General features: G+C 42.2%; 19 protein-coding genes and 1 pseudogene. 9 read left to right on the forward strand and 11 right to left on the reverse strand.

Features of this window, described 5'->3' with window-relative positions; translation table 11 throughout:
• The first annotated feature begins 140 nt into the window (after positions 1-140).
• Positions 141-1,442, forward strand: a complete 1,302-nt coding sequence (gene glgC, locus DBZ36_RS10975) for a glucose-1-phosphate adenylyltransferase (protein ID WP_120355005.1) — start codon at positions 141-143, stop codon at positions 1,440-1,442.
• Between the two features lie 39 nt (positions 1,443-1,481).
• Here glgC and DBZ36_RS10980 read toward each other — a convergent pair whose 3' ends face one another.
• Positions 1,482-2,663, reverse strand: coding sequence for a 3-phenylpropionate MFS transporter (locus DBZ36_RS10980; RefSeq protein ID WP_120355006.1), 1,182 nt, complete (start codon positions 2,661-2,663; stop codon positions 1,482-1,484).
• A 376-nt stretch (positions 2,664-3,039) separates the two neighbouring features.
• Between DBZ36_RS10980 and DBZ36_RS10985 the strand changes: the two genes are divergently transcribed.
• Both DBZ36_RS10985 and yegS read left to right on the forward strand, forming a co-directional pair.
• Positions 3,040-3,762, forward strand: coding sequence for a Crp/Fnr family transcriptional regulator (locus DBZ36_RS10985; RefSeq protein ID WP_120355007.1), 723 nt, complete (start codon positions 3,040-3,042; stop codon positions 3,760-3,762).
• A 36-nt stretch (positions 3,763-3,798) separates the two neighbouring features.
• The gene (yegS, locus tag DBZ36_RS10990; protein WP_120355008.1) at positions 3,799-4,707 is read left to right on the forward strand and encodes a lipid kinase YegS; all 909 of its coding nucleotides are present in this window, start codon (positions 3,799-3,801) and stop codon (positions 4,705-4,707) included.
• A 19-nt stretch (positions 4,708-4,726) separates the two neighbouring features.
• Here yegS and DBZ36_RS10995 read toward each other — a convergent pair whose 3' ends face one another.
• Entirely contained in the window at positions 4,727-5,593 is an 867-nt protein-coding gene (locus DBZ36_RS10995; RefSeq protein WP_158589080.1) for a glycosyltransferase family 2 protein, read from the reverse strand.
• A 490-nt stretch (positions 5,594-6,083) separates the two neighbouring features.
• Between DBZ36_RS10995 and DBZ36_RS11000 the strand changes: the two genes are divergently transcribed.
• Positions 6,084-6,545 carry a YHS domain-containing (seleno)protein gene (locus tag DBZ36_RS11000; protein WP_120355010.1) on the forward strand — a complete coding sequence of 154 codons (462 nt, stop codon included), beginning with the start codon at positions 6,084-6,086 and terminating at the stop codon, positions 6,543-6,545.
• Positions 6,546-6,633: 88 nt separating this feature from the next.
• Here DBZ36_RS11000 and DBZ36_RS11005 read toward each other — a convergent pair whose 3' ends face one another.
• From DBZ36_RS11005 to DBZ36_RS11050, 8 genes are all read right to left on the reverse strand, one after another.
• Positions 6,634-7,731: a cupin-like domain-containing protein gene (locus tag DBZ36_RS11005; RefSeq protein ID WP_120355011.1), complete on the reverse strand. Its 1,098-nt coding sequence runs from the start codon at positions 7,729-7,731 to the stop codon at positions 6,634-6,636.
• 43 nt (positions 7,732-7,774) lie between these two features.
• A complete protein-coding gene (locus DBZ36_RS11010) occupies positions 7,775-9,085 on the reverse strand; it encodes an HlyD family type I secretion periplasmic adaptor subunit (protein WP_120355012.1) in 1,311 nt (436 codons plus the stop codon).
• Positions 9,073-10,782 carry a peptidase domain-containing ABC transporter gene (locus DBZ36_RS11015; RefSeq protein WP_120355013.1) on the reverse strand — a complete coding sequence of 570 codons (1,710 nt, stop codon included), beginning with the start codon at positions 10,780-10,782 and terminating at the stop codon, positions 9,073-9,075. Before DBZ36_RS11015 ends, DBZ36_RS11010 begins: the two co-directional genes overlap by 13 nt.
• 947 nt (positions 10,783-11,729) lie before the next feature.
• On the reverse strand, positions 11,730-12,035 hold the full coding sequence (locus DBZ36_RS11030; protein ID WP_120355016.1) for a hypothetical protein: 306 nt from the start codon (positions 12,033-12,035) through the stop codon (positions 11,730-11,732).
• Between the two features lie 152 nt (positions 12,036-12,187).
• Positions 12,188-12,634 (reverse strand): toxin-activating lysine-acyltransferase, encoded by a 447-nt coding sequence (locus tag DBZ36_RS11035; RefSeq protein WP_120355017.1) that lies wholly within the window; start codon positions 12,632-12,634, stop codon positions 12,188-12,190.
• The gene (locus DBZ36_RS11040; protein WP_120355018.1) at positions 12,627-12,971 is read right to left on the reverse strand and encodes a hypothetical protein; all 345 of its coding nucleotides are present in this window, start codon (positions 12,969-12,971) and stop codon (positions 12,627-12,629) included. Before DBZ36_RS11040 ends, DBZ36_RS11035 begins: the two co-directional genes overlap by 8 nt.
• Positions 12,961-14,073, reverse strand: a complete 1,113-nt coding sequence (locus tag DBZ36_RS11045; protein ID WP_120355019.1) for a hypothetical protein — start codon at positions 14,071-14,073, stop codon at positions 12,961-12,963. The genes DBZ36_RS11040 and DBZ36_RS11045 overlap by 11 nt, the downstream gene beginning before the upstream one ends.
• A gap of 90 nt (positions 14,074-14,163) precedes the next feature.
• Positions 14,164-14,676, reverse strand: a complete 513-nt coding sequence (locus DBZ36_RS11050; protein ID WP_120355020.1) for a DUF2062 domain-containing protein — start codon at positions 14,674-14,676, stop codon at positions 14,164-14,166.
• Between the two features lie 37 nt (positions 14,677-14,713).
• Between DBZ36_RS11050 and DBZ36_RS11055 the strand changes: the two genes are divergently transcribed.
• From DBZ36_RS11055 to fcl, 4 genes are all read left to right on the forward strand, one after another.
• Positions 14,714-17,008 (forward strand): DNA internalization-related competence protein ComEC/Rec2, encoded by a 2,295-nt coding sequence (locus DBZ36_RS11055; protein WP_120355021.1) that lies wholly within the window; start codon positions 14,714-14,716, stop codon positions 17,006-17,008.
• 483 nt (positions 17,009-17,491) lie between these two features.
• Positions 17,492-18,940 (forward strand): mannose-1-phosphate guanylyltransferase/mannose-6-phosphate isomerase, encoded by a 1,449-nt coding sequence (locus tag DBZ36_RS11060; RefSeq protein ID WP_120355022.1) that lies wholly within the window; start codon positions 17,492-17,494, stop codon positions 18,938-18,940.
• 346 nt (positions 18,941-19,286) lie between these two features.
• Entirely contained in the window at positions 19,287-20,420 is a 1,134-nt protein-coding gene (gene gmd, locus DBZ36_RS11065) for a GDP-mannose 4,6-dehydratase (protein WP_120355023.1), read from the forward strand.
• An 11-nt stretch (positions 20,421-20,431) separates the two neighbouring features.
• Positions 20,432-21,397: a GDP-L-fucose synthase gene (fcl, locus tag DBZ36_RS11070; RefSeq protein WP_120355370.1), complete on the forward strand. Its 966-nt coding sequence runs from the start codon at positions 20,432-20,434 to the stop codon at positions 21,395-21,397.
• A gap of 50 nt (positions 21,398-21,447) precedes the next feature.
• Here fcl and DBZ36_RS11075 read toward each other — a convergent pair.
• Positions 21,448-22,640 (reverse strand): annotated as a pseudogene (locus tag DBZ36_RS11075) (IS3 family transposase).
• Positions 22,641-23,132: 492 nt separating this feature from the next.
• On the opposite strand from DBZ36_RS11075, the gene msbA reads away from it, so the two are divergent.
• Complete coding sequence (gene msbA / locus DBZ36_RS11080; protein WP_120355024.1) at positions 23,133-24,944, forward strand: lipid A export permease/ATP-binding protein MsbA; 1,812 nt, start codon at positions 23,133-23,135, stop codon at positions 24,942-24,944.

Consider the following 24,944-nt stretch of genomic DNA (forward strand, 5'->3'; position numbering starts at 1 on the left):
CAGTTCATACAATTATTTGGATTAATAAGTGTTCAGTTACAACACTTTAGGATGAAAACAACTTTTCTTTGAAGTCAATTTAATTTGCCGTGGCGTATAGCTTGCAAGCGTTTTCATAAAACGATAAGCAGGAGATGCAAATGATAAGTGAAACCCTAACCATAGTTCTAGCTGGCGGTGTCGGTTCTCGACTCGCTCCATTAACGCAACATCGCGCCAAGCCGGCCGTACCATTTGGTGGTAAGTACCGGATTATTGACTTCACATTAAGTAATTGTTTGTACTCAGGATTACGCCGAATACTGGTTTTAACCCAGTACAAATCTCACTCGCTTCACAAACATATCCGTGATGGTTGGTCTATTTTCAACCCTGAACTCAGTGAATATGTCACCACCGTTCCTCCACAGCAAATGCATGGCGAAAAATGGTACGGCGGAACAGCCGACGCAATCTATCAAAATTTGTACTTACTAGAGCGCAGTAAAGCTAAATACGTTGTGGTTCTGTCTGGCGATCATATCTACCGCATGGACTATGCAGCCATGCTAGAGGGGCATATTAACAATAATGCCGACCTAACCATCGCCTGTATGGAAGTATCAAAGGATGAGGCTAAAGAATTCGGCGTGATGCAAGTTGACGCTCATCAGCAGATTTTGGACTTTGCAGAAAAACCAGATGAACCCAGTGAACTGCCGAATCAACCGGGGCGCTCGCTGGCGTCAATGGGGGTATACATTTTCAAAATGTCGAGTTTGATCACAGCATTGAAAGGCGATGCAGGGCGTGAGCAATCAGAGCATGATTTTGGTAAAGACATTATTCCAAAGTTGATCGCAAATAAACGAGTTTTTGCCCATGGCTTTGGCGGTTCACAAGGGCGTGTTAGTCAAGATTGTTATTGGCGTGATGTCGGGACAATTGACGCCTACTATCAAGCAAATATGGATTTGCTTAAGCCTGTTCCCCCACTAGATTTGTACCAAGAAGACTGGCAGATCCGCACCTATGAGAAACAATATCCGCCTGCGCGTACGGTGCCGGGTAGTTCAGGTAACGAAGGTATCAGTATTAATTCAATTACCGCAAGTGGCGTTGTGGTGGCTGGAGCATGCGTACAAAATTCTATTTTGTTTGCAAAAGTAAGAGTCGAAGACGAAGCCATGGTAAACGAGTCTGTTTTACTCGATAGGGTTGTTGTAGGTAAAAATGCCCAGCTACGCCGGTGTATTATTGATAAAGATGTGGTGATTCCCGCAGGTACTAAAATAGGATTTGATAAAAAAACTGATGCCGCTCTATTCACCATTTCACCTGATGGAGTTGTAGTTGTTCCAGAAGGCTACGTATTTGAACAAGCACCGAGCAAGCAAGCATCACGGCCAATAGTAAGTCCCAATTTAAACGTAACTTCTGAGCGAGCTGTACACGCAAAGTAGTCGAAATAGCCCTGTTGGTTCAGGGCTTTTAGAGCAAACTTAAGCTTGGGCTGCGGGAGGTTGAACCGGTTTAGGCTTAATTAACAGTAATAGTAAGGACGCGGCACTGACGACGGCCATGATTACAAAGACTGAATTGCCTAAATCTGTATAGAAATAGCCACAAATAAAGGTAAGCAGGGCTGTACCCAAATTTAGAGCAAGCGCAGAATATAACCCTTGCAGCGCTATAGTTTCACTTCCCTTGGTTGCAATGGCTATATACTTGATTGATGCTAAGTGAGCAACAGCGTAGCTTACGGCATGTAAGCTTTGAGCAATCGCGATTAACCATAGGTCATCGCTCATACCGGTGATAAACCAACGGACACTACAACCAATCGCCGCCAAAATAAGCATGCGTTCAGGGTTCCATCGACTAAACAGCTTTTGCCCGTAAACCATCATCCCCATTTCAAAAATTACTGCTGCGCCCCACAAGTAACCAATGATTGATTCAGAAAATCCAATGGACTTCCAATACAAGGCGCTATAGGCGTAGTAAGCCGCATGTGAACCTTGAATTAAGGCCACAACAACAATAAATTTTACGATTGAAGGGCGCTGCAAAAGTTGCCAAAAACTGGTTGATTTGGTTTCAGTTTGGTTTGATTGGTCGCTGTCGGGATCATCATCGAGCGCTGGGCTCGCCGGTATATAGGTAATAAACAAAGTCAGCATAGAGGTGATGATGACAGCGATGATGATGGTATCTTCACCCCAATTGCTAATCAGTACTCCCATGACCATGGTCATAACCATGAATGAGGCAGACCCCCAAACGCGTACCTGGCCGTAATTGAGCTTTATTTTGTGGATCCAACGGGTTGCCATTGAATCCCCAAGTGGGATTAAACAGGCTAGCAAGGCATTGATTAATAGGGTTACGGCAACTAATACCCACAAATCGCGTTTAAAGTACATTAGTGCAACTGCGACAATTGAAATGAGCAGTAACCAACGGCTTACCGGGATTAGTTGGCTGTTTTGCTTCACTCGAGGAACAATAACTATACCGCCAATAAAACGAGCTAACATGCCAAAGCTCAGCAGCATACCGATATCACTCGCATTCATGCCTTCTTTGCTTAGCCATAACGACCAGAAAGGGATGAAACAAGCCCATACAGCGAAGAACATGGTAAAAAATGAAGCGAGCCAAACAGGCGCCTTTAATTGCACAGCGACTTGACCTTAATAGCGGGGATTGCGGCGATTATCCGCGCAATAATTGAGATCTGCAAGCGTATTCAATTCCGGCTCAGCAATTCAGCGCTGTTTGTTGTACTAAGTGCTGTTTAAAGGAAAATGATAGAGCGTAAATTGCTGTACTGCTGATAGCGTCTGAATTAGTTCTCCGGTGAAGGAAACTTTGACTTTATTTCGAAAACTAGGGGACATCGTTGTGATGTGCTAGGGTTGATATTGGAGTTAAGTTGATGAGTACATTTAAAAATAAGCAGCGGTTAATGTAATAGAGGCGGTAAGTTTATCTATTGTCATAAATTGTATTCAGAGATATTTGAATAAATACCCCAATTAGTAACAGTGAGTAACGGTGATAGAGATTTTTTCCAATGAGTGGCCTTGTGATTTATCCCAAGAAACCAAACTACAACTCTCAAGTATCGCGAAGTTAGAATCTAACTTGGTTGATATAGGCATAGGACCAGATAGCAGTCTACTGCGGGGCGCTGTCTATATTCGTCGCGGTCAGTTTTCAATGGTATTACCGTCCGGTGATGGCCGTACCACAACCGGTTACCTATTGGGTGCCGGCGAATGGCTAAGCGGATTAATGGTTAGTAATGACCAAACTTCAAATGTTGGGGCTACAGCATTAAGCGACTTGGAGCTAGTTTATTTTCCACATTCAAAGCTATTTCCGATGTTCCAAAAAAACTTTGAGCTCTATAAATGGTTGAGTGCGATTCAAGCTAACCTTCAGCTAAAAGTGTTGCAAACAGCGGTTAGTTATTTGCACAGCTTAGAAGCTAGAGTTGTCTATTTTCTATTCGATTACTTACGTACTAGCGCGACAATTAGTGGCGCATTGCCTCAACTTAAATTGAATCAAAGCCAAGTAAGCGAAATTGTAGGGGTTACCCGCCCGCGGGTGAATCAAGTTTTTCAAGTCCTTGCTAAAGCGGGTGAAATTGAAATACAACGCGGTACTATTACCTTTCTGAATATTGATGCCTTAGGCAGACGTCTCGATAATGTGAATTTAGAATTCAGAGACCCCAGAACTGAAATTGCAAAGCGATACACAGACCTTTAAATACATAACCCTAGCAGTGGAGCGAGAAGCGTTATTATGAAAGTTAGATTAATAATTAATGGTAAAAAAGCAGGCTTACAGCCAGTACGAGATGCTGTGTATCAAATTCGAGATCAAGGTTGCGACTTAGAAGTTAGAAGTACTTGGGAAGCTGGCGATGTGCTTAGACTAGTACAAGAAGCGCGTCAGCAAGGGGTAGACCGTATTATTGCTGGTGGTGGCGACGGTACTGTTAATGAAGCAGTAGATGCTCTTATGACCTTGCCAAAAGACGAGCGCTGCGAACTAGCAATACTACCTTTAGGTACAGCCAACGACTTTGCAACTAGTTTGGGCCAAGCACTGGACCCCTTAGGAGCACTTCAATTAGCGTACTCCGGAGCCAGCGAAGCTATAGATATAGGCAAAATCAATAAGCGCCATTTTGTAAATATTGCCACCGCTGGTTTTGGGGCCAAAGTAACTGCCCAGACCCCCATTGCATTAAAAAACTTCTTGGGCGGCGGTGCTTATACCTTACAAGGCCTGATACAGGCTTTAGATTTTGTCCCTTATACCGGAACCTTAAAAATGGCGGGTAAAGAGCGCCGTACTGAAGTAGTCGTTGGTGGGGTTTGTAATGGACGACAAGCCGGTGGCGGACAAGTATTGGCCCCACAAGCCTACATTAATGATGGCCTACTCGATGTCGTAGGTGTTGTTCAATTTCCAGCGGTAGAGCTATCCAATGTAGTGCGTGCGCTACTCGACCCAAATATTGAAAGTAACTTTGTTTTTCGCGAGCAAGTTCCAAGCCTTGAATTTGAAAGCCACGGTGAAATTATGCCTATTAATCTTGATGGTGAACCTTATGCTCCCAGAAAAGCCCAAATAGAGCTTATCCGGGCTGCGGTTCGATTGGTTGTGCCAGAAAACTGCCCGCTAATTGCAACGGCAGCCAGCTAGAGCGTTAGTGAGTGCTCGCTTAATCATAGCCTTGCGTACTACGCTGGGCTATGAAATCCTGAAAACTGCCAGTATAGCCATTGTTACATAGTTCAGAGTAGCGATTATTTAGACTTTGTTTGGCACGAATTGTTGCGCTTATGGCGTCCTTAATCACCGAAGGATTAAAGCCCATGCCATCATTTGGATCAGCAAGTGCTTGCAAGGTATAGGTATACGCACGCTCAGCTTTTTGCGCGGCGTCACTATGGTGGCAAATGGAATTGTCGTGGATCCGATATTCATGTAAGCCTTGATTATAAAACGGCAAATAGCCAAGGCGCGCAATGGCGCGAAGATTAACCAAAGTGTCTTCACCCAATTCAACACCTTCGTTCCATCCGTAAGTAATAAAGTCTCTTCGAAACACCAGCCCGATGGGCGTTGATAACTTAAGAAACTGACCCAGTGAGATGCGTTGCCACTGCTCGCCTTGCGGAAAGGGAACATACAACAACTTATCAGTTAACTCGTCTACAACAAGGGTGTTATCTGCTGCAATCCCAAAAGCTCTAACCGCAGGCAGTAGCAGCTCAAGACGTTTAGGGTAATAGAAATCGTCGGCATCTAAGGGAGCAAAATAATCGCCTTTAGCATTGGCCAGCGCGATGTTACGTGGCGCATTCGGACCGGTTTTTACCGTAGGGCTTTGATATTGACGGATACGAGGATCGTTAATGCCAGCGCGCTTTAATTGCGTTAGGTAGTCATGGTGGTCATCACTCACCAATATCATTTCCCAACGGGGATAGCTTTGAGCAAGCACGCTTTCTACGCATCGCTGAATGCTCGTCTGCGCGTTGTAGCATGGCGTAACAATGGTAACTAAGGGTCTAAGGCTATACAAAATGCGTCCTTGGGCAAATACCAGCAAGTTTGACCTTAGCAATATCGCGGTGGTTTTGCGAGCCTTGGCATCGGTTTACAAACCCGGTTAAAACCGATCAATGCTATGTTTGCCACCGTACAATATCGCATTGATAGTTGGGAGAATCAGAAGTGATGTTGTTCACGCAGCTTACGCCTAACTACATCCCCTTGATCGTAGCGATTTCTAAGACCTAAACTTTTGCTAACTTTGTAGTTATGGGAAGTCTATTGGTGTCATTAAAGTCGACAACGTTGAAACCGGTAAACATAGTGAATTCACAGCCAAATTTGCTAATGTAAAAAGCGAAGGTGATGGTGCACTGAATGGTGGCGAATATCCCAATGGAGTTTTTTGCTAAGAAAATCCTTTAATTGGGTATCCAGCCAGACATAAATATTGTGCTAATGTTAGAGCGATTCCATCGTAGTTTGCGCGTTCACTCCTAAGCACAATAAGGACATTTTTTATGAACAAGGTTTTATTAAGCCTAATGCTCCTGATAAGCAGCAGTGCAATTTTTGCGGGTGAACCCGTGAGTAAAAGTTACCTTGATTCGATAGCTATTGGCGGTATAGACACTACAAGCTATCACCAGTTAGAAGTACAAAAATCACATAAGGAAATTGTAGGCAACAGTAAATTTACGGTCGAATGGAAGGATGCGAAATGGCATTTCGCTTCACAGCAGTCCGCGGATAAGTTTGCTTCAGACCCCGAACGCTACCAACCTACATACAACGGCTTTTGTTCAAATGCCTTAAGTCTTGGAGAAGGCCTTATCAGAACCAATGGCACTGTTTGGGAGTTCTTCGATGACCGATTACACCTATTCTATGCAGAAAGGGGAAGGCAGCGTTGGCTTAACGGGGATTGGAAAACCTACAAGCAGCAAGCAGACAAGGCTTGGGCAGTGCTCGCTAATAAATGATGGCAGCTTAAGTTAATCTTGATCAAATAATTGCAGCCAACATACCGGAGTTATCCGGCGTGTATGTGAGATTTTTTGTACTGATCCGTTAATAGCGCCAGAAGTGACTAACAGAAAAGGTTGGGCTGTCGATAGCGTAAACTTCGTGGAACCATCCGGCTGGTATTAACAACACATCTCCTGCTTGCAGAACAAACTCCATAGCTTGGGCTAATTTAAACTTCGGATGAATAGAGCTTGTTTGTTGGGGATCAACCCAACAAGGCTGGTATAGATTGTAATTTTGCATTGGATATAACAAGGGTGCTTGGTCACTGCTATACAGACGTAGGTGTTTTCGTCCGATAACTTGGTGTAGAAAACTATTTAAAGGGTCGCGGTGTAGCGAACTTGCACTCTGATTTAGATTTACATTCCCTAACCATAATTGTGGTTCACTAAAGTCGTCAGAGTATAAAAAAGGTAGTTTGAAAAAAGCTTTCATAGGATCTGGAAGCCTTGAGCCTTCGGTATAGCATTTGCTAAACCCTTCAACACCCTCGACAGTAGTTTGCGACATCTGGTGTACAAAACTTAGCATCGTTTGCATACCTTCAACAGGACTATTACGCACTATTGCTTCACCGAAGCGCTGGCATAAGCTTTCTAAAGTCCAATAGTCGTGAGGTTTGGTAAATTCTAGTTGTTTTAGTATACAAGGTTGCTGTTGCCGCATGGCTAAGAGTATTTCAAAAAGTGAAGGTTTGTTGATTACACGTGGACTTCGCCAATGACGACAGCCCAAAGCTGCATGCGAAGCTTCAGTTTCAGCAAAGCGTTGTTTAATCCAGGCGCTTGGTTTGAGCAGGCTTTTAGCAATAAAATTGGCTGTCTTAAAATCACCGTGTATTTCTATTGATGAGATAATATCTTCATCCCTAAAATCTATATCCGCAATATTCTTTTCAATATACCAAGCGTGCGCCAAAGGCATTTTAATAACACAGTCGCAATTTGAAGCAAGCAGAGGAGCATGGCTTAAGTTATCTCCATCACTCATCACTTGATAGGATAACTGGGTGTTTTCATCACTAAAACTAAAACCGCAGCAAAATTCCATACGGAATGGGTTTTCAAATTGGTGCGTTAATAGCTTTAGTAGAGGGAGTTCTGGATTAGAGTTCGCTGTGTTTACAGTTAATGTCATAGGTTCTCCATCAATAAGTTTTTGAGCCTGGCTTTAGATTTTCTCATCGTTCAACCAAGGATTTGCTGAGTGTGTGCGAGATCGGGTCGGTAAAATAACTAATAAGTGTTCTGCTTCCGGTAATTACGTCAACTTTCACCGACATTCCGTATCGAATTGGCTGACGTTTCCCATTTAATGTCAGTCTGTTACGGAGCAGGGTAAACTCGATGGGATAGACAAGGGCTCCGTCTTTATTCAAGGTGCTATCACGAGATAAAAGCTTAACCTCTGCTGGTAGGCTTCCATAACGGGTATAGGGGAAGGCGTCGACTTTTACTCGGGCACTTTGCCCTTGAGTGATGAAACCACGGTCATTATTAGGCACGTTAGCTTTAACGATCATATCGGACTGCTCAGGTACTATCTTTAGCAGAACCTGGCCGGCTTCAATATAAGTACCTTGAATTAACGTACTGAGTTCTTGAACATATCCATTAATTGGAGACCGGATCTTAGCTTTGTCTATTACGTTTTGTAGCGAGTTGATTTGCTGGGTGAGGGCTTCGACATCCATTTCTAGTGTTGATATTTGCTCGGCGAGTTGTAGTTTAAAGCTGTCAGCAATACTGAGCTGGTCGTGAGTTAACGCTTTGATCTTCAGTTGATAGTTACTAATAATTTGTTGGGAAATAAGTATTTGTGCGCGTTGTTGAGCTAATAGTGATTGGTGCTCTAGTGTTTCAAGTTTGCTCGCGTAACCTTTTTGTATTAGTGCTTCACTTGCTTTAAGCCGAAGCTGGTTAAAGGGGAGTAGTGCTTTTGATTGAGCAAGTCGCGTGGCTTCTAAGGCTTGTTCGGCCTTTAGCATCTGAATTGATTCGTGAATATCCTGATACTGATGTTGATACGTTTCAAAGCGTAAGGCTATTTGTTTGGAGTAACGGTTTTGGTTAGGCAGCTGCAGTAAAGCTGGTTTTTGGCTTTTTAGTTCGGGAACGAAGGTTTGCTGAAGAGCAGCAAGAGCCAGCAATTTTTGTTGTTTGTTTTTGCGTAACAACTCAAGTCCATTGAGCTCAAAACGATTTGACTGTGTATCAAGTTCAAGCAGCAGTTGTGACTTACGTACAAGTTGTCCTTCCTCAGCATGCAATGTTTTAAGCAAAGCTTCTCTGTCGCTACGCATTGTGTGGCTTTTGGATATTGGGGCAATACTACCATCGACGGTACTAACGATTTCGATTTCAGTGACGCAGCTTATTGAAACGACGAGAATCACAAGCAAAACCAGAACAACAACAAAATTATTTTGGAAGGGATAAATGGGCTTAGCTGCAGCTTGTATACTATCGGGAGAGAAACTCATCTCATGCATAGCATGGGCCCAAAATGCAGTTGTTCAAGCCCAGTTGCATTACTAGGTGCTTTTGCAGACAAACTGTTTACCAAAGCGCCGTTCTCTAGCTCTAAAACGATGTCAGCCAGCTGGCATAACTCACGGCGGTGGCTAACGATTACGACGGTTTGTCCTCTAGATCTTGTTAGTATGCCGCTTAGAAACTTATACTCACATTGTTTGTCTAATGCGCTGGTTGCCTCATCAAGTAGAAGTATTGGTTTTTGTTCGGCGATTGCGCGCGCCAAAATTATCCGCTGTATCTGCCCTCCCGAAAGTTGAGGATGCTGCGCATCGATTAGAGTCTCGAAACCATGTTCCATAGCAAGTATGTCATCATAGATCATTGCCATTTGGGCGGCTTCAACGAGGCTCTGATAACTAGTATCGGCAGCGTTATATAAAATATTCTCTGCAATTGAGATGCTAAAAAGTTGGCTAAATTGGTGCACATATGAGATTTGCTTGCGCCAGTACTGCCTCGATAATGTTGTTAGCTCTTTGCCATCAACTGTAATTGAACCTTGGTAGTCAGGGTAATCACCGTGAATTACCGACATAAGCGAGCTTTTCCCAGCACCCGATGCGCCGACAATACAATAAGTTTTCCCGAGCTCTAGTTTTGCGTTTATATTGCTTAAAACAGAGTGATTGCCAATGTTCAAGCTTAGCTTACTAAGCTCAACAACAGAGTTGGGCCTCAGTTCTAACGAGGTTCCAGAGAGTTTTTCAGATCCTGCAGACATAAGGCGCTTAACTCTCGATAAGGCGATGCTAAAACTTAAACACTCCTCCCAAATGGACGCCATTCTAAGCAATGGGTCGGTAACGCGATCTTTGATCATGTTAAAGGCTACTAGTGCACCTAGGCTTAGGCTCTGATCTAAGACTAAACTTGCACCAAAGAATAGGATTAGAGCGTCTAATAAGCTGCTAATACCTTGACTGAGCTGGGCTGATTTTAGTGAGGTATTCGATAAGCTATATGTGGCTTGGGCCTGAGTGTTAAACGAGTTGTATAGTTTTGATTTGGCTTTTTCTTGGGTACAACTCGACTGGATAAAGGGCAAGGATTGTACGCTTTCAACGAACAGGTTGTGATACTTAATACTAGCTTCAAATTGAGTATCACTTTTTCGCTTGATACTGCGTTGGAATAAGAAGTATTGTACCAAGTGTAGCGGTGTTGTGAGAATGATAAGAAGCGTTAGTTGCGGGCTCAAGCTATAGGCCACAAATATAAATATAAGCATAAAAACCAGGTCTAGACTGAACTGAGATATCCATTCATTGATTTGACTTTTTAGGCTATCGATTTCACCCAAACGCGATAGGGCTTCGCCCGATGAAAGCGCTTTGTGTTTACTCAAATCCAGAGAAAATAGTTTGTCGAAGAAAAGGGCGGTTATTTCCGCGCTATGGCAGCATCCCAACCAATTAAGTAAGCGTCCACTGAGAAATCCAATGCAGCATTCGCAAAGTGCCACTACGATCAAAATTACAAAGACAACCTTAAGTGAAGCATAGCCGTTAGAGCTTAAAACACGATCAATGACAGCCATAAACGACAATGGCACTGCTAAGGACAACACGTAAGCAAGCGTACTAGCAAGCATACTGAGGATTATGGCCCGTTGATACTTGAGGGTGATAATTTCAAATAAGGTAGCAATCATATTTATACTGATGGAATAATCAATAAATAAAGATTAGTTGAGTTTTCTATCAATACAAGTTTTTGTTTTCGTTTAACAGAAATGTTGTTGAGGGGAGTAATTTCTTTGATCCTAGGAATAGATTAATTGAAGCGGCGAATTCATAGTTGTTGAACTATATCTTGTAGAGAATAACAGTGAGTAAGAAACATTACTTTTTACGATCGAAGTGACTAATGTTAGATTCGACGAATTACGGTCTTTTTTGGGAAACCTTAGAACTTGATTCCAAGCATATAGGAAAATTCTACACGACCTTGTTTCATAAGTTGCCTATCGAAAGCGTAGAGAAGGCATGCTCACCCAGAAAGTTCGCCTAACTGTATATGAATTAATTTAGCTTCGAATATCGAATAGCAGATCTCTAGTTTCGTTTATTGAATTCAGAAAAGAAAACGGCTAGTAGTATAGATATTAAAGTTGCAGATTTGGCTCCGAAATCCAATGCAAAAATTAAAGCAAGTGCCATGAGGATAGCTCCAATGATGATCTTTACTATTGATAGTATGTGATTGATGTGTCTTCCATTTTTGTAAGGAAAAAATGAACGCGCCATAATTCCCCACAGAGGTTTTATGAGCTGGCAATTGCTTGTATGATCTTCATATTTCACTATTATCATCAAACAGATGATTGCATATCTATTGATGGTTATCTGAATTCGATGTTGTACTTTTTAGCGATTACTCAACTTCGTTGTCTTTATCATGTTTCTTCTTCGCATCGTAAATGAGCGTGTAGTTAATATATAAAACGCCGAACATAATGAGCGGGAAAATGTCTGTACCATAGTACTTATTCACGATGTACAAGGCGTAAAGCGTCATAGATATTTGAATTAAAAAGAAGTACTTATATATATATTTCAATATCATGCTCTCCAGAGAATAGCGCCTTTCGGCGCTTTTTTAGTTACAGAGAAGGACAGTTGTTACACCAACTGGTACGGCAACTGCCTTTGGAGCGACGAAAGAAACGACTCCTCCGGTTTTACAAGCGACTTTTTTGAAAGCTTTACCCCCATCACCTGGATAGTTCTCAATCCGCGCAGTCACGGGGCTTCGATCTTCTCCACGGCGATGAGCTCCAACTGGAGTGTTGTGATTCACTCGACGGCTATACCTTGCACCACCTCCTCCTCCGCCACCGCCACCTCCAAAAGCTAAGCCGGTGCTGGTGTCTTTTTCGCAGATCATTTTGTATACTCTCGACATAACAGTTTCCTTTTCGCTGTTAGTAAATAGATAAATGATGGGTCTTCATTGGCGTGACGCCCATCGCTTATTTATCTTGCCTATGATTATAAAACTAGTTCATTTCTTAACTCTTTACATAAATATATTTTGTTTAGTAACTCATCTCCTCCTTATTTTTGCATTTTGTTTTTTCGGTATTCTTTTCCGAACCAATAGTGTTGTTTAGTTATTTGACCATTTAGGTTTCTGCTAAAACTGGTTGCTTTATAACTTGGGAAAACATTGCGACATAGGTCGTTCAATATAAAGCGTACTCCGCCATAGGGAGCAACAAAGTCGTTAAAAAACAGTATCTCTCCGCTATTCCATTGCGCGAAATTTAGGGCACTATTGCTTGCCAAAAGTTGCGATAGATTTGATTGGTTCAGCCACGCCCAAGTTACAAATCCAATAGCTTGATTAGCTTCGTTTTTGTAAATTCTAAGTTGTCTATATTCAATCGCTGGTAGTATTTCCAAGTCTAAATACTCGCTTAGTTTTGCATGTTTATGTTGCTTCGACTGAGCTAGTAATTCGAGGCATATCCCTTGGATTTGATAGCGATCAAGTTCACTCATTTGACTCACCTTGGAAAGTAAGGTCGATAACAAAGTCTTGTTGTGAAATTGATAAATGTGATTGCCATTTCTCTAGCAAAGCTAACTGGTCTCCATAAGGTGCAACTAATAAATTAATCGTGTATTTGCGCTGGCGTGTTTGATCTGTGCTCCAAACTATTAGCCCAAGACCATCACCTTTAGCGTTTAACAATATGAAACATAACTGTTTATTGATTGCATGGCGAAGCATAGAGTAGGCCTCAAATAGATTCATCCCAGAATTAGGGTACTCACAAATCAGTTGTGCACTAATACCTAAACTGCGGTAGTAGTCATCGTATTTGTTATTCGACATTGGTTTCTCCGAGTTGACTCATTCTAATTAGTTCCTCGACACTGAGGTGCGCGCCCTTTGAAAATAGAGCGGCATACTCGCTGGTGCTTATTCTTGCGTCCAGCAAACCAATAGCAAGCCTTTGTCCAACGACACGAGCGAGTGGGTAAACATCTTGGTTGGAAAAAACAGAGGGAACTGGATTATCGTTCGTGGTAACGCCACGTAGACGAGAACTACTGGATTGAAGGAAATAATACTTACTTTGAGCGATATAGTTTTCGAATAATGAAGTTGAGAATAAAGGCTGTACATGGCTTAACAAAACTAAACCAAGTGATTCAATACTAAATGCGAGAATTTCTTTGACCAGAGTACAGGGTTCGAAGCCATAAAAGTGTTGGTGTTTCATTGCGCAAGAATAGTGGGTGTAATGTCCTATTTCATGGGCAAGCTCTAGGCATTCTTGGTGGGGATTGGATTGTTGGACTGTGACTTTGGGTGCAGCTCCGTAACTCAAAACTTCAGTTCGACTACGCTTAGTTTTAGAGCTCAATACTAGCGTATCAGATTGCTTTACTAAGCCGTTTTCACCAAAGTACAAGTCGTAGAATTGGGGTACATGTAGGCTTAACAAAAGACAAATAATTGGTGTGTAAGCTTGTGTTGTGGATTTGCTTTTTAAGTACTCATTCACTAATTGCTTCAAGATTAGCTTACCCAATGGGTATTCTGGACGCACGCCTGTATTTTGCGCATAAGATTTAAGCTCAGATGTTTGACTGATGCAAATCTTCATCAACAATTGATTTGGTAACTGGTGCTCGGCTAAACCAGCATTGTTCTCAAAGCAAATCAAGGGCCTGATATTCTGCGCTGCGTCAGCTAATTGAAAGATTGGCCAGGCCCAGATAATTTTCTCTACGAGGCTAGAAATTTCATCTTTAGTATTGGATTGGTGTAGGCGGCCACGGCAAGATAAATACTGATTGAACAGCTGAATATCAATTTGCGTGTAGTCGTTAAAGCACTGCTCAAGCATGTTTGCTGATGAATGTAGGGTAAGCAAACCAAGGTATTGGCGATTAAATTCTTGTACCGCTAAATGTGTAGGAGCTTGCATATGACACCTTAATTACAGAAGTGTTATTAAGGTTAGAAGCTATTTGGGGTAAAGCAAATTTATTTTGAGTTTTTTATCAGTAACGGGCCGTTAATCGAAATAGTGGCGCTTTTTGTAGCGTCGCATGGTGTTGTAACGCCACAAGTTATTGATAACGAGATAACCCAAACTTGAGCAAATGATGGCCATAACTAAACTACCGAGCAAGAATGCCGGCCCTAGGGTTTCAAGAAGCTCAAGTGTACCGTCTAAGCTGAAGTCTAGGTGGTAGTGAATGATGGGCTGGGATAAAAGCTTAGCCCCGACAAAGTAACAAAGAAAAAATATAGCCGGTAGCGTAATAGGATTTGAAATCCAAACTAGAGCTACGGATAGGGGAAGATTAACACGAAACAACATAGCAAAAGCTGCTGCGATAATCATTTGAGATGGCAATGGGATGAATGTTACGAAAAGTCCAACTGCAAATGCCCCCGCAGCCGAGCGGCGATTCAGATGCCATAAGTTGGGATTATGTAGCAAGTCGCCAAAAATCTTAAAATGCTTGTGATTTTTTAGCGCGTCAGGCTTGGGCATAATACGCAAGAGTGTTTTTTTTGGCATATAGTTTACTAATTGACTCTTTTGTTATTAGGTGGCTATGAACCGCTACTGTATCCTTTGGCTTTCTGTTATCGGCAGCTCACCTTTCTGGCCAGCAATTCCAAGCTTGGCGTTTTTAGCATGCACCATACTAGCCGCAATCGGTTTATTTTGGTACTCAAAGTCGAGTGCAATCGTGGTAGTTTGCGCTTTGTTTTGGATATACCTGCACATGTCACATTACCGCGACTGGCAAACCAACATTGCAAGTAAAGCTGAGCATCAACTAGAGGCGTGTATTGTTGAGCTTAGGGAGCACGATAACTACCAACACTTAAAGGTGAAGCTACAAAAATTTAATTCGCAAAAAATCTATCTTAAAGCCAGCAACTTGTCACTTTATCTTTACCGAAAAGCTGACGACTTGAGCATAAATACATCGAATTTGATACAAGGAGACTGCATTTCAGTTCTAGCGCGCCTAAAACCAGCGCGATCGCTAGCTAATCCTGCAGGGTTTAACAAATCTAAATGGTTGGTTGCACAAGGTGTCGTTGGTACTGGCAGCGTTAAATCGTGGAGCTTACTTGATGACGATGACAGTTTGAAAGATAGCCTTACAAAGTTTCGTTTACAGCTTCGAGATAACTTAGACGAGCAACTAGAGGGTCTGCCACATAAAGCCGCCTTATTGGCGTTGATAGCTGCAGATAGAACAACGATGCCCGCGGAACAGACTCAGATCTTACAAGATAGTGGCTTGAGTCATCTGTTTGTTGTGTCTGGTTTACATATTGGACTATTGGCAAGTTTTTCTTGGTATGCACTCCGGTTCGTACTTCCAAGTGTTTCGCTGCGCGCTACTGGTGTTGTGACACTTATACTATGTGGCGGTTTTTGTTGGTTTATCGGCTGGCCTATTTCGGCTTTTCGCGCATATGTTGTGTTGTTAATTGTGTTGCTTGCAAAGGTCAGTGATATTCGATTATCAAATACAAATATCGTTCTTGTTAGTGCTAGTGTCATTTGCCTAATTTGGCCCATGAGTGTTTACGCTATAGGATTTTGGCTTAGTTTTACTGCGTTCTCGTTGGTGCTGTGGAGCTTATGGTGTTGGAGTCTTCAAGGCTGGCGGCAGATTGTAGCGGTTCAATTTAGCATTGGATTCGGAATGTTGCCTTTGCAATTGGCGGTGTTCTCGTACTTTCCAATTGTTGGTCTGGTTTTAAATCTAGTGTTTATCCCCCTGTTCTCGATGTTGCTTGTCCCATTGTTGATTCTAGCAATGCTGTGCAGTGTTCTTTACCAGAGTGCTACAGTTCTGATTTTAGGGGGTTGTGATAAAATTTTGGACTTTTCATTTCGCTTACTATTTGCGTTAGCTGATGTATTTCCATTCGGTGTGCAGGTTTCGTCTGAGCAGCAAAGCTACTTGTGGCTTTCATTGTTAGTATTGATTGTCTTTCTATGTTTTGGACAGGTATCCAAATACGTTGTGTTGTTTATCGCGAGCATTGGATTTACGGCTAGGTTAAATCAACATCAACCAATATGGAGCGTGTTGGCCTTTGATGTAGGGCAGGGCAGTTCAATACTGGTGAAGCAAGCCGAAAGCTACTTACTCTACGATACCGGTGCTAGATTTCGGGGCGGATATAGCTATGCAAATAGTGTCTTGCTGCCTTTTTTCGATCAACAGCGTGTCTCTAGTTTAGATTGGCTGGTCATTAGCCATAAAGACAATGATCATGCCGGCGGTGTTGGCGACTTAAATCAAAAGTTAAAAATTGCTCAGGCGGTTGTGCCAACAGGGCTGAAGCTGAACACCAGTCAACGCGCGTGCATGGGAACTCATTCTTGGCTAGACTTAACACTGGAGTTTGTAAGCCCTCCAAATTTGTTTGAAGAGAAGTTTGGCCATGGGCCTGCGAAACCTGCTTGGCTTAAAAAAACTAACAATCAGTCCTGTGTTTTGCGCATAAGCTCTGGCAAACATTCTGTTTTACTCACCGGCGATATAGAGATAGCCGCTGAACAGTTTTTATTAGATCAAAGCGCTTTTAAGGCTAGCGATATATTGCTTTCCCCCCACCATGGAAGCAAAAGCTCGTCGAGTAAGCAGTTCATAAATGCGGTGGCTCCCCAGCAGGTTATTCATAGCGCCGGTAGCTATAATCGCTATAAGTTTCCCAATCTGCATGTGGTCGCTAACTATAGCGATTCAATGCAGTGGGTAACCGGTGTCGACGGCGCAATTGAGGTCGAGTTCTATCAGAATAGCCTGAAGGTTTCTAGCGTGCGCGGTAAAGCAAATTCCGCATGGTACCTAGATCTAGTTGAATTGAGTTACTAGTTTTACGTTTACGTATTAATGACTTACTGGATTTTATGAGCGAGCAGTTGAAAATAATGTTGTTTATTCATGTGAATTCCGAATGGCTATGTTTTGGTATATAGCTAGGTTGCAATAGTGTTGTTAGTTGAATTTGACGCATGAAAATTTGAAAAGTTTTTTGTTAATAGGTTGCTTTCCCTTAAGGGGTTTATATCGCAAACATCACGAAACGACCGCAGACAAAAGTTTGTGGAAGTAGGTGGATTTCGAAGCTTAGTTTACTAAAAGCAATATGATATGCGATAGTATCCGGAAGTAGTAGCAAAAGAGATTAATTCGGTTCTCAGTTTTTGCTTTCAAGCCATCTTAATTGTGAGCTTGATCTAGATTTAAACTAGGTATTTCCGAAGTCGGAATTTTTGAAAGTGTGACTTTCAAACTAATACATACTCATTCAGTTTTGACTACTCATGGTTTGAAGCTTTTTAAAGGGAAATATAAATGATATTACCAGTAATTATGGCTGGGGGATCTGGGTCTCGTTTGTGGCCGTTGTCACGTCAACAATTTCCGAAGCAATTTTTAACTCTTGATGGTAGTGACTCAATGTTACAAAGCACCGTGCAACGTTTAAGTGGAATCGAACATTTAGCTCCTCTTGTAATTTGCAACGAGGTTCACAGGTTTACCGTAGCAGAGCAATTCAGAGCTAATAACTTGGAGAACAGCGGTATAATCCTAGAGCCTGCGGGGCGAAATACTGCTCCTGCAATTGCGCTCGCGGCCTTAACCGCATTAAGAAATGGCACTGACCCATTGCTACTGGTGTTAGCCGCAGACCATATTATTAAAGACGAGAAAAAGTTTTGTAGTGCCGTTATCAACGCCGAAAACTTAGCAGAAAACGACAAACTGGTTACTTTCGGAATCGTTCCGGCGTCACCAGAAACAGGTTACGGTTATATTCGGAGAGGTGAGAAAAAAACAACGGAAGAAGCATCTTTCGATCCTGGATATAATGTCGATGAGTTTGTAGAAAAACCTGACTTGGTTACAGCTGAGTCCTATTTGAATAGTGGAGAATACTTCTGGAATAGCGGGATGTTCCTGTTTAAAGCTAGTCGATATATTGAAGTCCTCTCAAAATATTGCCCGGAAATTGTTACATCATGTAAACGTTCAATTGAGCTAGCCCAAACTGACGACGACTTTATTCGAGTGGATAAAGATGCGTTTGAATCCTGTCCGAGTAACTCTATCGATTATGCAGTCATGGAACCTCTTTGCAAAGAGTCTGGTCCTTGCAACGTCATGGTAATCCCAATGGATTGTGGGTGGAGTGATGTTGGTAGTTGGTCTTCTTTATGGGAAGTTAAAGACAAAGATGCATACGGTAACGCATTCTTTGGCGATGTTATGTATGTAAACACTAATAACTCATATGTTCATGCAAGTGAGAAACTCGTGACTGTAATCGGATTGGATAATGTGGTGGTTGTCGAAACAAAAGATGCGGTTTTGGTATCAGCTATGCCCGAAGTGCAAGAGGTGAAAAAAATTGTTGAAAAGCTCAAATCTGACGAAAGGAGTCAGTGGCAACACCATCGAGAGGTTTACCGTCCTTGGGGAAAATTTGACACTATCGATACTGGTGGCCGTTTTCAAGTCAAACGAATTACCGTTAAACCTGGAGCTAAGCTAAGCGTACAAATGCATCACCATCGTGCCGAACATTGGATCATTGTTTCTGGTACTGCGAAAGTTACGAATAGTGGAGAGGAAAGTTTGTTAACTGAGAATCAATCGACGTATATCCCCGTGGGAGCCATTCACTCTTTAGAAAACCCAGGTAAAGTGCCATTAGAGATGATTGAAGTGCAATCAGGGAGCTATCTCGGAGAAGACGATATTGTTCGATTTGAAGACCGTTATGGCCGTCTAAATCAATGAAGTAATTCACTCCAAACTATTTAAAGATTGCTATGTAAATGTATAAGTCGAAAAACGTAAACGCTATCGGAACATTGACTTTGTTTGCTCTCATTTATTCTGGACAGAATTTTATAGTGCTGAGTACATTAGCTAATGAGGTTCGCAACATAGAAGTACCTTACCGTATTAACTACATGTTTAGCATTCACCGCTTGTGTTTGCAGCTATCGATTAGCGAAGTTTCGAGACGTTTTTGTACACCGAATTGTTTCAGAATATATCAGGTTTGGCGTAGTCTGAGTATTAATCAATAGTACGTAGACAGCCCGAACAAAAATAGGACACTATCGAATTGGAAAGCGAAATGTCAAAGACCAAAGTAGCACTAATAACAGGTATTACAGGGCAAGATGGTTCTTACTTAGCTGAATTGTTACTAGAAAAAGGTTATGAAGTGCACGGCATAAAGCGACGATCTTCTTCTTTGAATACTGAGCGAGTCGATCATATCTACCAAGACATTCATGAGCAGGATAAGCGATTTTTTTTACACTATGGGGATCTCACTGACTCGTCAAATTTAACTCGCATTATTAAGAATGTGCAGCCAGATGAAGTTTATAACTTAGGGGCGCAGTCTCATGTTGCTGTTTCTTTTGAGTGTCCTGAGTACACAGCTGATGTTGATGCAATGGGAACTTTGCGGCTATTAGAGGCGATACGATTTTTGGGTTTAGAAAAGCAAACCAAATTTTACCAAGCTTCAACTTCTGAATTGTATGGGCAAGTTCAAGAAATTCCGCAAAAAGAAACGACTCCATTTCATCCGCGCTCTCCGTATGCGGTCGCCAAAATGTATGCTTACTGGATCGTTGTTAATTACCGTGAGTCTTACGGAATGTATGCATGTAATGGTATATTGTTTAACCATGAGTCGCCGCGTCGAGGAGAAACCTTTGTCACACGTAAGATCACCCGAGGCATTTCTAACATTTCTCAAGGTTTAGAGAAATGCCTATATTTAGGTAATATGGATGCGTTACGTGATTGGGGGCATGCCAAAGACTATGTGCGTATGCAGTGGATGATGTTGCAGCAAGAGCAAGCTGAAGATTTTGTTATCGCAACAGGTAAACAAATTAGTGTGCGAGAGTTTGTAACTTTATCGGCAATAGAAGCAGGTATTGAGCTCGAATTTTCTGGTAACGGCACGCAAGAGGTCGGCACGATTAAATCTATAGTAGGTCATGATGCGCCTGCACTAAGTATAGGTGATGTTATAGTTCGTGTTGATCCTCGATATTTTCGACCTGCGGAAGTAGCAACGCTAGTAGGGGACTCTTCTAAAGCCAAAGAGAAGCTTGGGTGGGAATCACAAATAACTGTTGAGCAATTGTGTGCCGAAATGGTACAGCATGATCTAAGTAAAGCGAAACAACAAGCGTTGCTAAAAGCTCATGGTCATGAAGTTTCAATTGCTATTGACAATCGAGGTTAGACGTGGCGGATATCAGACCCAAAATTTATGTTGCAGGACATCATGGAATGGTCGGTTCCGCAATTATCCGTAATCTTGAAGCAAGTGGTTATACAAACATTATTACGCGTACGAGGAGTGAATTAGACTTAACATGCCAAAAGTCAGTAGCTAAGTTTTTTGAGTTGGAAGATATCGATCATGTCTATTTGGCTGCAGCTAAAGTTGGTGGAATTGTGGCAAACAATACTTACCCGGCGGAATTCATATATGAGAACTTGATGATTCAATCCAATATCATCCACAGCGCTCATATCCATAATGTTCAGAAGCTTCTATTTCTAGGATCTTCGTGTATTTATCCAAAGCTAGCTTCTCAACCAATGAAAGAGTCCGCTCTATTGACTGGATATTTGGAAAAAACCAATGAACCTTATGCGATAGCAAAGATTGCAGGCATTAAGTTATGTGAGAGTTACAATCGTCAATATGCTCGAGATTACCGAAGTGTGATGCCAACCAATTTGTATGGACCAAATGATAATTTTCATCCTGATAATAGCCACGTTCTACCTGCATTACTTCGGCGTTTTCATGAGGCAAAAATAAATGGAACCAAAGAAGTAATAGCCTGGGGGAGCGGTAAGCCCAAGCGAGAGTTTTTACATGTAGATGACATGGCAGCGGCATCTATTTACGTTATGAATCTATCAGTCGAGGAGTATATTGATAATACGGAACCGATGCTGAGCCACATAAATGTGGGTACTGGAACAGACTGTACTATTAGAGAATTGGTTGAAACAGTGGCTAAAGTTGTCGGTTTTACAGGCAAGATCAGATTTGATTCAAGCAAGCCTGATGGAGCACCCAGAAAACTAATGGATGTCGATAGGCTCGGAAATTTGGGGTGGCGCTCATCAGTCAAATTAGAAGCAGGTTTAAGTATGACTTATCAGTGGTTTATTAAGCATGCTCTCGAAGTTAGACAGGTTTAGAATTTTATTTTAAATAGTTGACCCGTCCTGATACGGGTTGACACTTCTAGTTAAAATGCTCGATGAACTTCATCGGGCGTTTTGTACTTTAAGAACGTATGCGGCCTCATTTGATTATAGATCTTGACTGACTCTGCAACCATTTTTCGTGCCTCCTCTAAATCATTAGGCTTGCTCAACAAGAGCTCCATCTTCAATATCCCATTGATACGCTCAGCGAGTGCATTTTGATAGCAGTCGTATCCATCAGTCATTGAGCATGATGCTTTTGGTGGATATCTTGGTAGGCTTTCGAGCTATATTATGTCCCTCTATCTGAGTGATTAACAAACCCAGTACTCTGGCGTTATTTCAGTGCTGATATAAAAGCTTTCTTCACCGATTACGTTCTCATGTTTTAGTCTACATAGTTCCCAACAATTTTCCTTGAATACGCATCTGTCACTAAACTGATGTTGCTTTCGTCACTCCGTGTTGGAAGATAGGTGATGTCAGCCACCCACAACTGCTCTGGTTTGGTTGGGGTTAGTCCTTCTTTTACACTGTTGGGATGACAGTAGTATCGATTATTGCTTTTAGCCGTGCGATGATATGCGCGCCGACTCTGGACTAGAAGTCGAATCACTCGGAGTAGGTCAAAAAGCTTATCTCGGCCAATAGTAAGCCCTTGTTGTAGTGCGAGGTATTGCAGCTTTCGAGTACCTTTTCGAGTTTGTTTGACTCTGACGTCACGGACAAAGCGGAGCACTGCATTGGATTGTTGAGTACGGTTAATCTCAACCTGGCACTGTTTATAGAAGACTTGCTTGGTTATATTTACGAGTTGGCAAACCTCGTCACTGTTAATCGGGCTATGGTTTTCTCTTGGACAATGCTTCTTTGTGCTTTTTATCACGCGAACTCCGCAGTCACGTTACATGACGTTGATGATAGCTTCAAAAAAGTCAGCTTTGAGTTGCACATCCTTAAGTTGTTTTTCGAGCAGCTTAATACGTTGTTCAGGAGTGGGAGGGGAATTGTACTCGGCCATAGACTCACCTTTACGCATAAATTTGGGTGTTCATTTAGACCAATCTAGTCGACCATGCTTACGAAGCCAAACCAAAACAGTAGAAAATCCTTGAATGCCATACTTGTCCTGCGCTTGTTTGTAAGTCAGTTCTCCTTTTTCTACTTCGTCTACGACGGCCAATTTAAAAGCGAGAGAATGGTCGCGGCGAGTTTTCTTAGTTACTGGTTTCATAACACTCTCCATATTGCGGATGGAAAGTGTCACCTTATTAAGGACGGGTTATAGTTCTTCTAAGAAAAGCAAGTTGTAGTTTGAATTTTTTATGTAACACAACATTAAAGCCTTTAAATGTCCCATTGATCGCTGTGCTACCCATAGCCGTTTGATATATGTTGCAAAAATTTGTTAGACAACATTTGTGCAGCGTAGAAGGTAATTCATAGCGATAATCTCTGAATGTTTCAAAAAGACGAAGTATCTAATGGAGAAAGTCATTCAAGGCAGTGGAACACCGGTGTTGACGGGGCGTTAGAGGTCGAGTTCTTTCCAGACGACCTCGAGGTTTCTGGTGTTCGTAATAAAAAACCTATTAGGATTAGTATAAAGACTATGTCCAACTGAAATACTAGTTTTAACCGAAAAATGCCGAAGCGAAGTAAGTTTTCATGGAGGCTTAGCGGATGTTTGCTAGAATAGCGCCAGTTTTACTATAAAGTGTGATTTATGATTTCAGAAACAGCCACCGATTCTAAGGCTAATTTCAAACGCCTACTTGGCTATGTTAAAGACCTGAAGCTGGGATTGTTCGGCGCCATCCTAGGTATGATTGGGTATGGGATAATCGACACTTTGTTTGTGTATTCGATTAAACCCTTAGTGGACGAAGGCCTAACGGGAAATAACCCCAGTGTTCTAAAATACATGCCAATATTCGTTCTTGGAGTTGTGTTTGTCCGTGGTATTTGTTCTTTTGCCACAAGCTATGGTATGGCTTGGGCTGGCGGGCATTTGGTGATGCGCTTACAGCGCGAGATTTTCAGCAAACTAATGTATATGCCGGTGTCATTTTTTGATGAACATAATACTGGTACATTGTTGTCTAAGATCACCTATGACACTAACCAAGTTAGCGGCGCAGCTACATCTTCTTTAGTCACTCTTGTTCGAGAATCAGCAACGATTATTGGCCTGTTGGCAATGATGTTTTATCACTCTTGGCAGCTCTCGCTTATATTTTTCATTGTTGGCCCCATTGTTGCTGTCGCTATCCGTGTTGTCAGTAAGCGATTTAGGAAAATTAGTACCAATTTGCAAAACGCGATGGGGGATGTGACGACGACTTCAGAACAAATGTTGAATGGTCACCGTGAAGTCCTTAGTTTTGGTGGACACGTTATAGAAAATCAGCGTTTTGAAGGTGCGTCGAATATGATTCGGCGTCATCAAATGAAACTAGCTTCAGCATCGGCTATTGCTAATCCAGCAATACAATTTATCGCTTCGATTGCGCTTGCAGTGGTACTTTTTATTGCCTCCAAGCCTGCAATCATGGAAGAAATGACTCCGGGCACATTCACTATTATTGTTACTTCAATGATGATGTTAATGAAGCCTCTGCGTTCGATTACCAGTGTGAACAACGAGATTCAAAAAGCGCTAGCCGCTTGTACCAGCTTGTTCACGATTTTGGATATGGATACCGAAAAAGATACCGGTATCCGCGACGTTACTCGCGCCAAAGGTAATATCAAGTTTGAAGACGTCAGTTTTCACTATCCTGGTAAAGAAGACAATGTACTAAAAGACATTAGTTTTGAGATTAAGACTGGGCAAACAATAGCCTTAGTTGGCCGCTCAGGAAGTGGTAAAAGCACAATTGCCAGCCTGCTACCGCGATTTTACGATGTACAACACGGCAAAATACTGCTTGATGGCATTGAGCTTAGTGAGTACAAACTTACGTCGCTACGTAAGCAGTTTGCACAGGTTTCACAAGGGGTACATTTGTTCAATGGCAGCGTTGCAGACAATATTGCTTATGCCTTTCCTGAAGCGAAACGCGAAGATATAGAAAAGGCAGCGCGCATGGCTAATGTCATGGAGTTTGCTAAAACTATGGAAAACGGTCTTGATACTGAAATTGGCGAGCGCGGAGTAATGCTATCCGGCGGTCAACGGCAACGTGTTGCTATCGCAAGGGCGCTACTTCGTGATGCGCCGGTGCTTATACTTGATGAAGCAACCTCCGCACTGGATACTGAGTCTGAGCGTAAAATCCAACAAGCTATTGACCATGTTGTTCAAGATCGAACAGCAATCGTGATCGCCCACCGCTTATCAACAATTGAAAAAGCAGATGAGATCCTAGTGGTTGACGAAGGACTAATTGTTGAGCGTGGTTCGCATAGTCAATTAATGGCGCTAACAGGAGCCTACTATCAGCTGCATCAAAAACAGTTTGGACAAACTGATGAGAACCGAGATGACGAATCGCAGGATGCTATCTTCGCGTCTAAAACTAATGAGCTAAGCTAG

The sequence above is a fragment of the Alginatibacterium sediminis genome (assembly GCF_003610775.1).
GTDB lineage: Bacteria > Pseudomonadota > Gammaproteobacteria > Enterobacterales > Celerinatantimonadaceae > Alginatibacterium > Alginatibacterium sediminis.

What these genes read in the sequence shown, in the direction of transcription:
- DBZ36_RS11005 (WP_120355011.1), bottom strand. Translation starts at nt 7,731, where the DNA reads ATGACATTAACTGTAAACACAGCGAACTCTAATCCAGAACTCCCTCTA.
- yegS (WP_120355008.1), top strand. Translation starts at nt 3,799, where the DNA reads ATGAAAGTTAGATTAATAATTAATGGTAAAAAAGCAGGCTTACAGCCA.
- gmd (WP_120355023.1), top strand. Translation starts at nt 19,287, where the DNA reads ATGTCAAAGACCAAAGTAGCACTAATAACAGGTATTACAGGGCAAGAT.
- glgC (WP_120355005.1), top strand. Translation starts at nt 141, where the DNA reads ATGATAAGTGAAACCCTAACCATAGTTCTAGCTGGCGGTGTCGGTTCT.
- DBZ36_RS11055 (WP_120355021.1), top strand. Translation starts at nt 14,714, where the DNA reads ATGAACCGCTACTGTATCCTTTGGCTTTCTGTTATCGGCAGCTCACCT.
- DBZ36_RS11060 (WP_120355022.1), top strand. Translation starts at nt 17,492, where the DNA reads ATGATATTACCAGTAATTATGGCTGGGGGATCTGGGTCTCGTTTGTGG.
- DBZ36_RS11035 (WP_120355017.1), bottom strand. Translation starts at nt 12,634, where the DNA reads ATGAGTGAACTTGATCGCTATCAAATCCAAGGGATATGCCTCGAATTA.
- DBZ36_RS11050 (WP_120355020.1), bottom strand. Translation starts at nt 14,676, where the DNA reads ATGCCAAAAAAAACACTCTTGCGTATTATGCCCAAGCCTGACGCGCTA.
- DBZ36_RS11010 (WP_120355012.1), bottom strand. Translation starts at nt 9,085, where the DNA reads ATGCATGAGATGAGTTTCTCTCCCGATAGTATACAAGCTGCAGCTAAG.
- DBZ36_RS11000 (WP_120355010.1), top strand. Translation starts at nt 6,084, where the DNA reads ATGAACAAGGTTTTATTAAGCCTAATGCTCCTGATAAGCAGCAGTGCA.
- DBZ36_RS11045 (WP_120355019.1), bottom strand. Translation starts at nt 14,073, where the DNA reads ATGCAAGCTCCTACACATTTAGCGGTACAAGAATTTAATCGCCAATAC.
- DBZ36_RS11030 (WP_120355016.1), bottom strand. Translation starts at nt 12,035, where the DNA reads ATGTCGAGAGTATACAAAATGATCTGCGAAAAAGACACCAGCACCGGC.
- DBZ36_RS11015 (WP_120355013.1), bottom strand. Translation starts at nt 10,782, where the DNA reads ATGATTGCTACCTTATTTGAAATTATCACCCTCAAGTATCAACGGGCC.
- DBZ36_RS11040 (WP_120355018.1), bottom strand. Translation starts at nt 12,971, where the DNA reads ATGTCGAATAACAAATACGATGACTACTACCGCAGTTTAGGTATTAGT.
- msbA (WP_120355024.1), top strand. Translation starts at nt 23,133, where the DNA reads ATGATTTCAGAAACAGCCACCGATTCTAAGGCTAATTTCAAACGCCTA.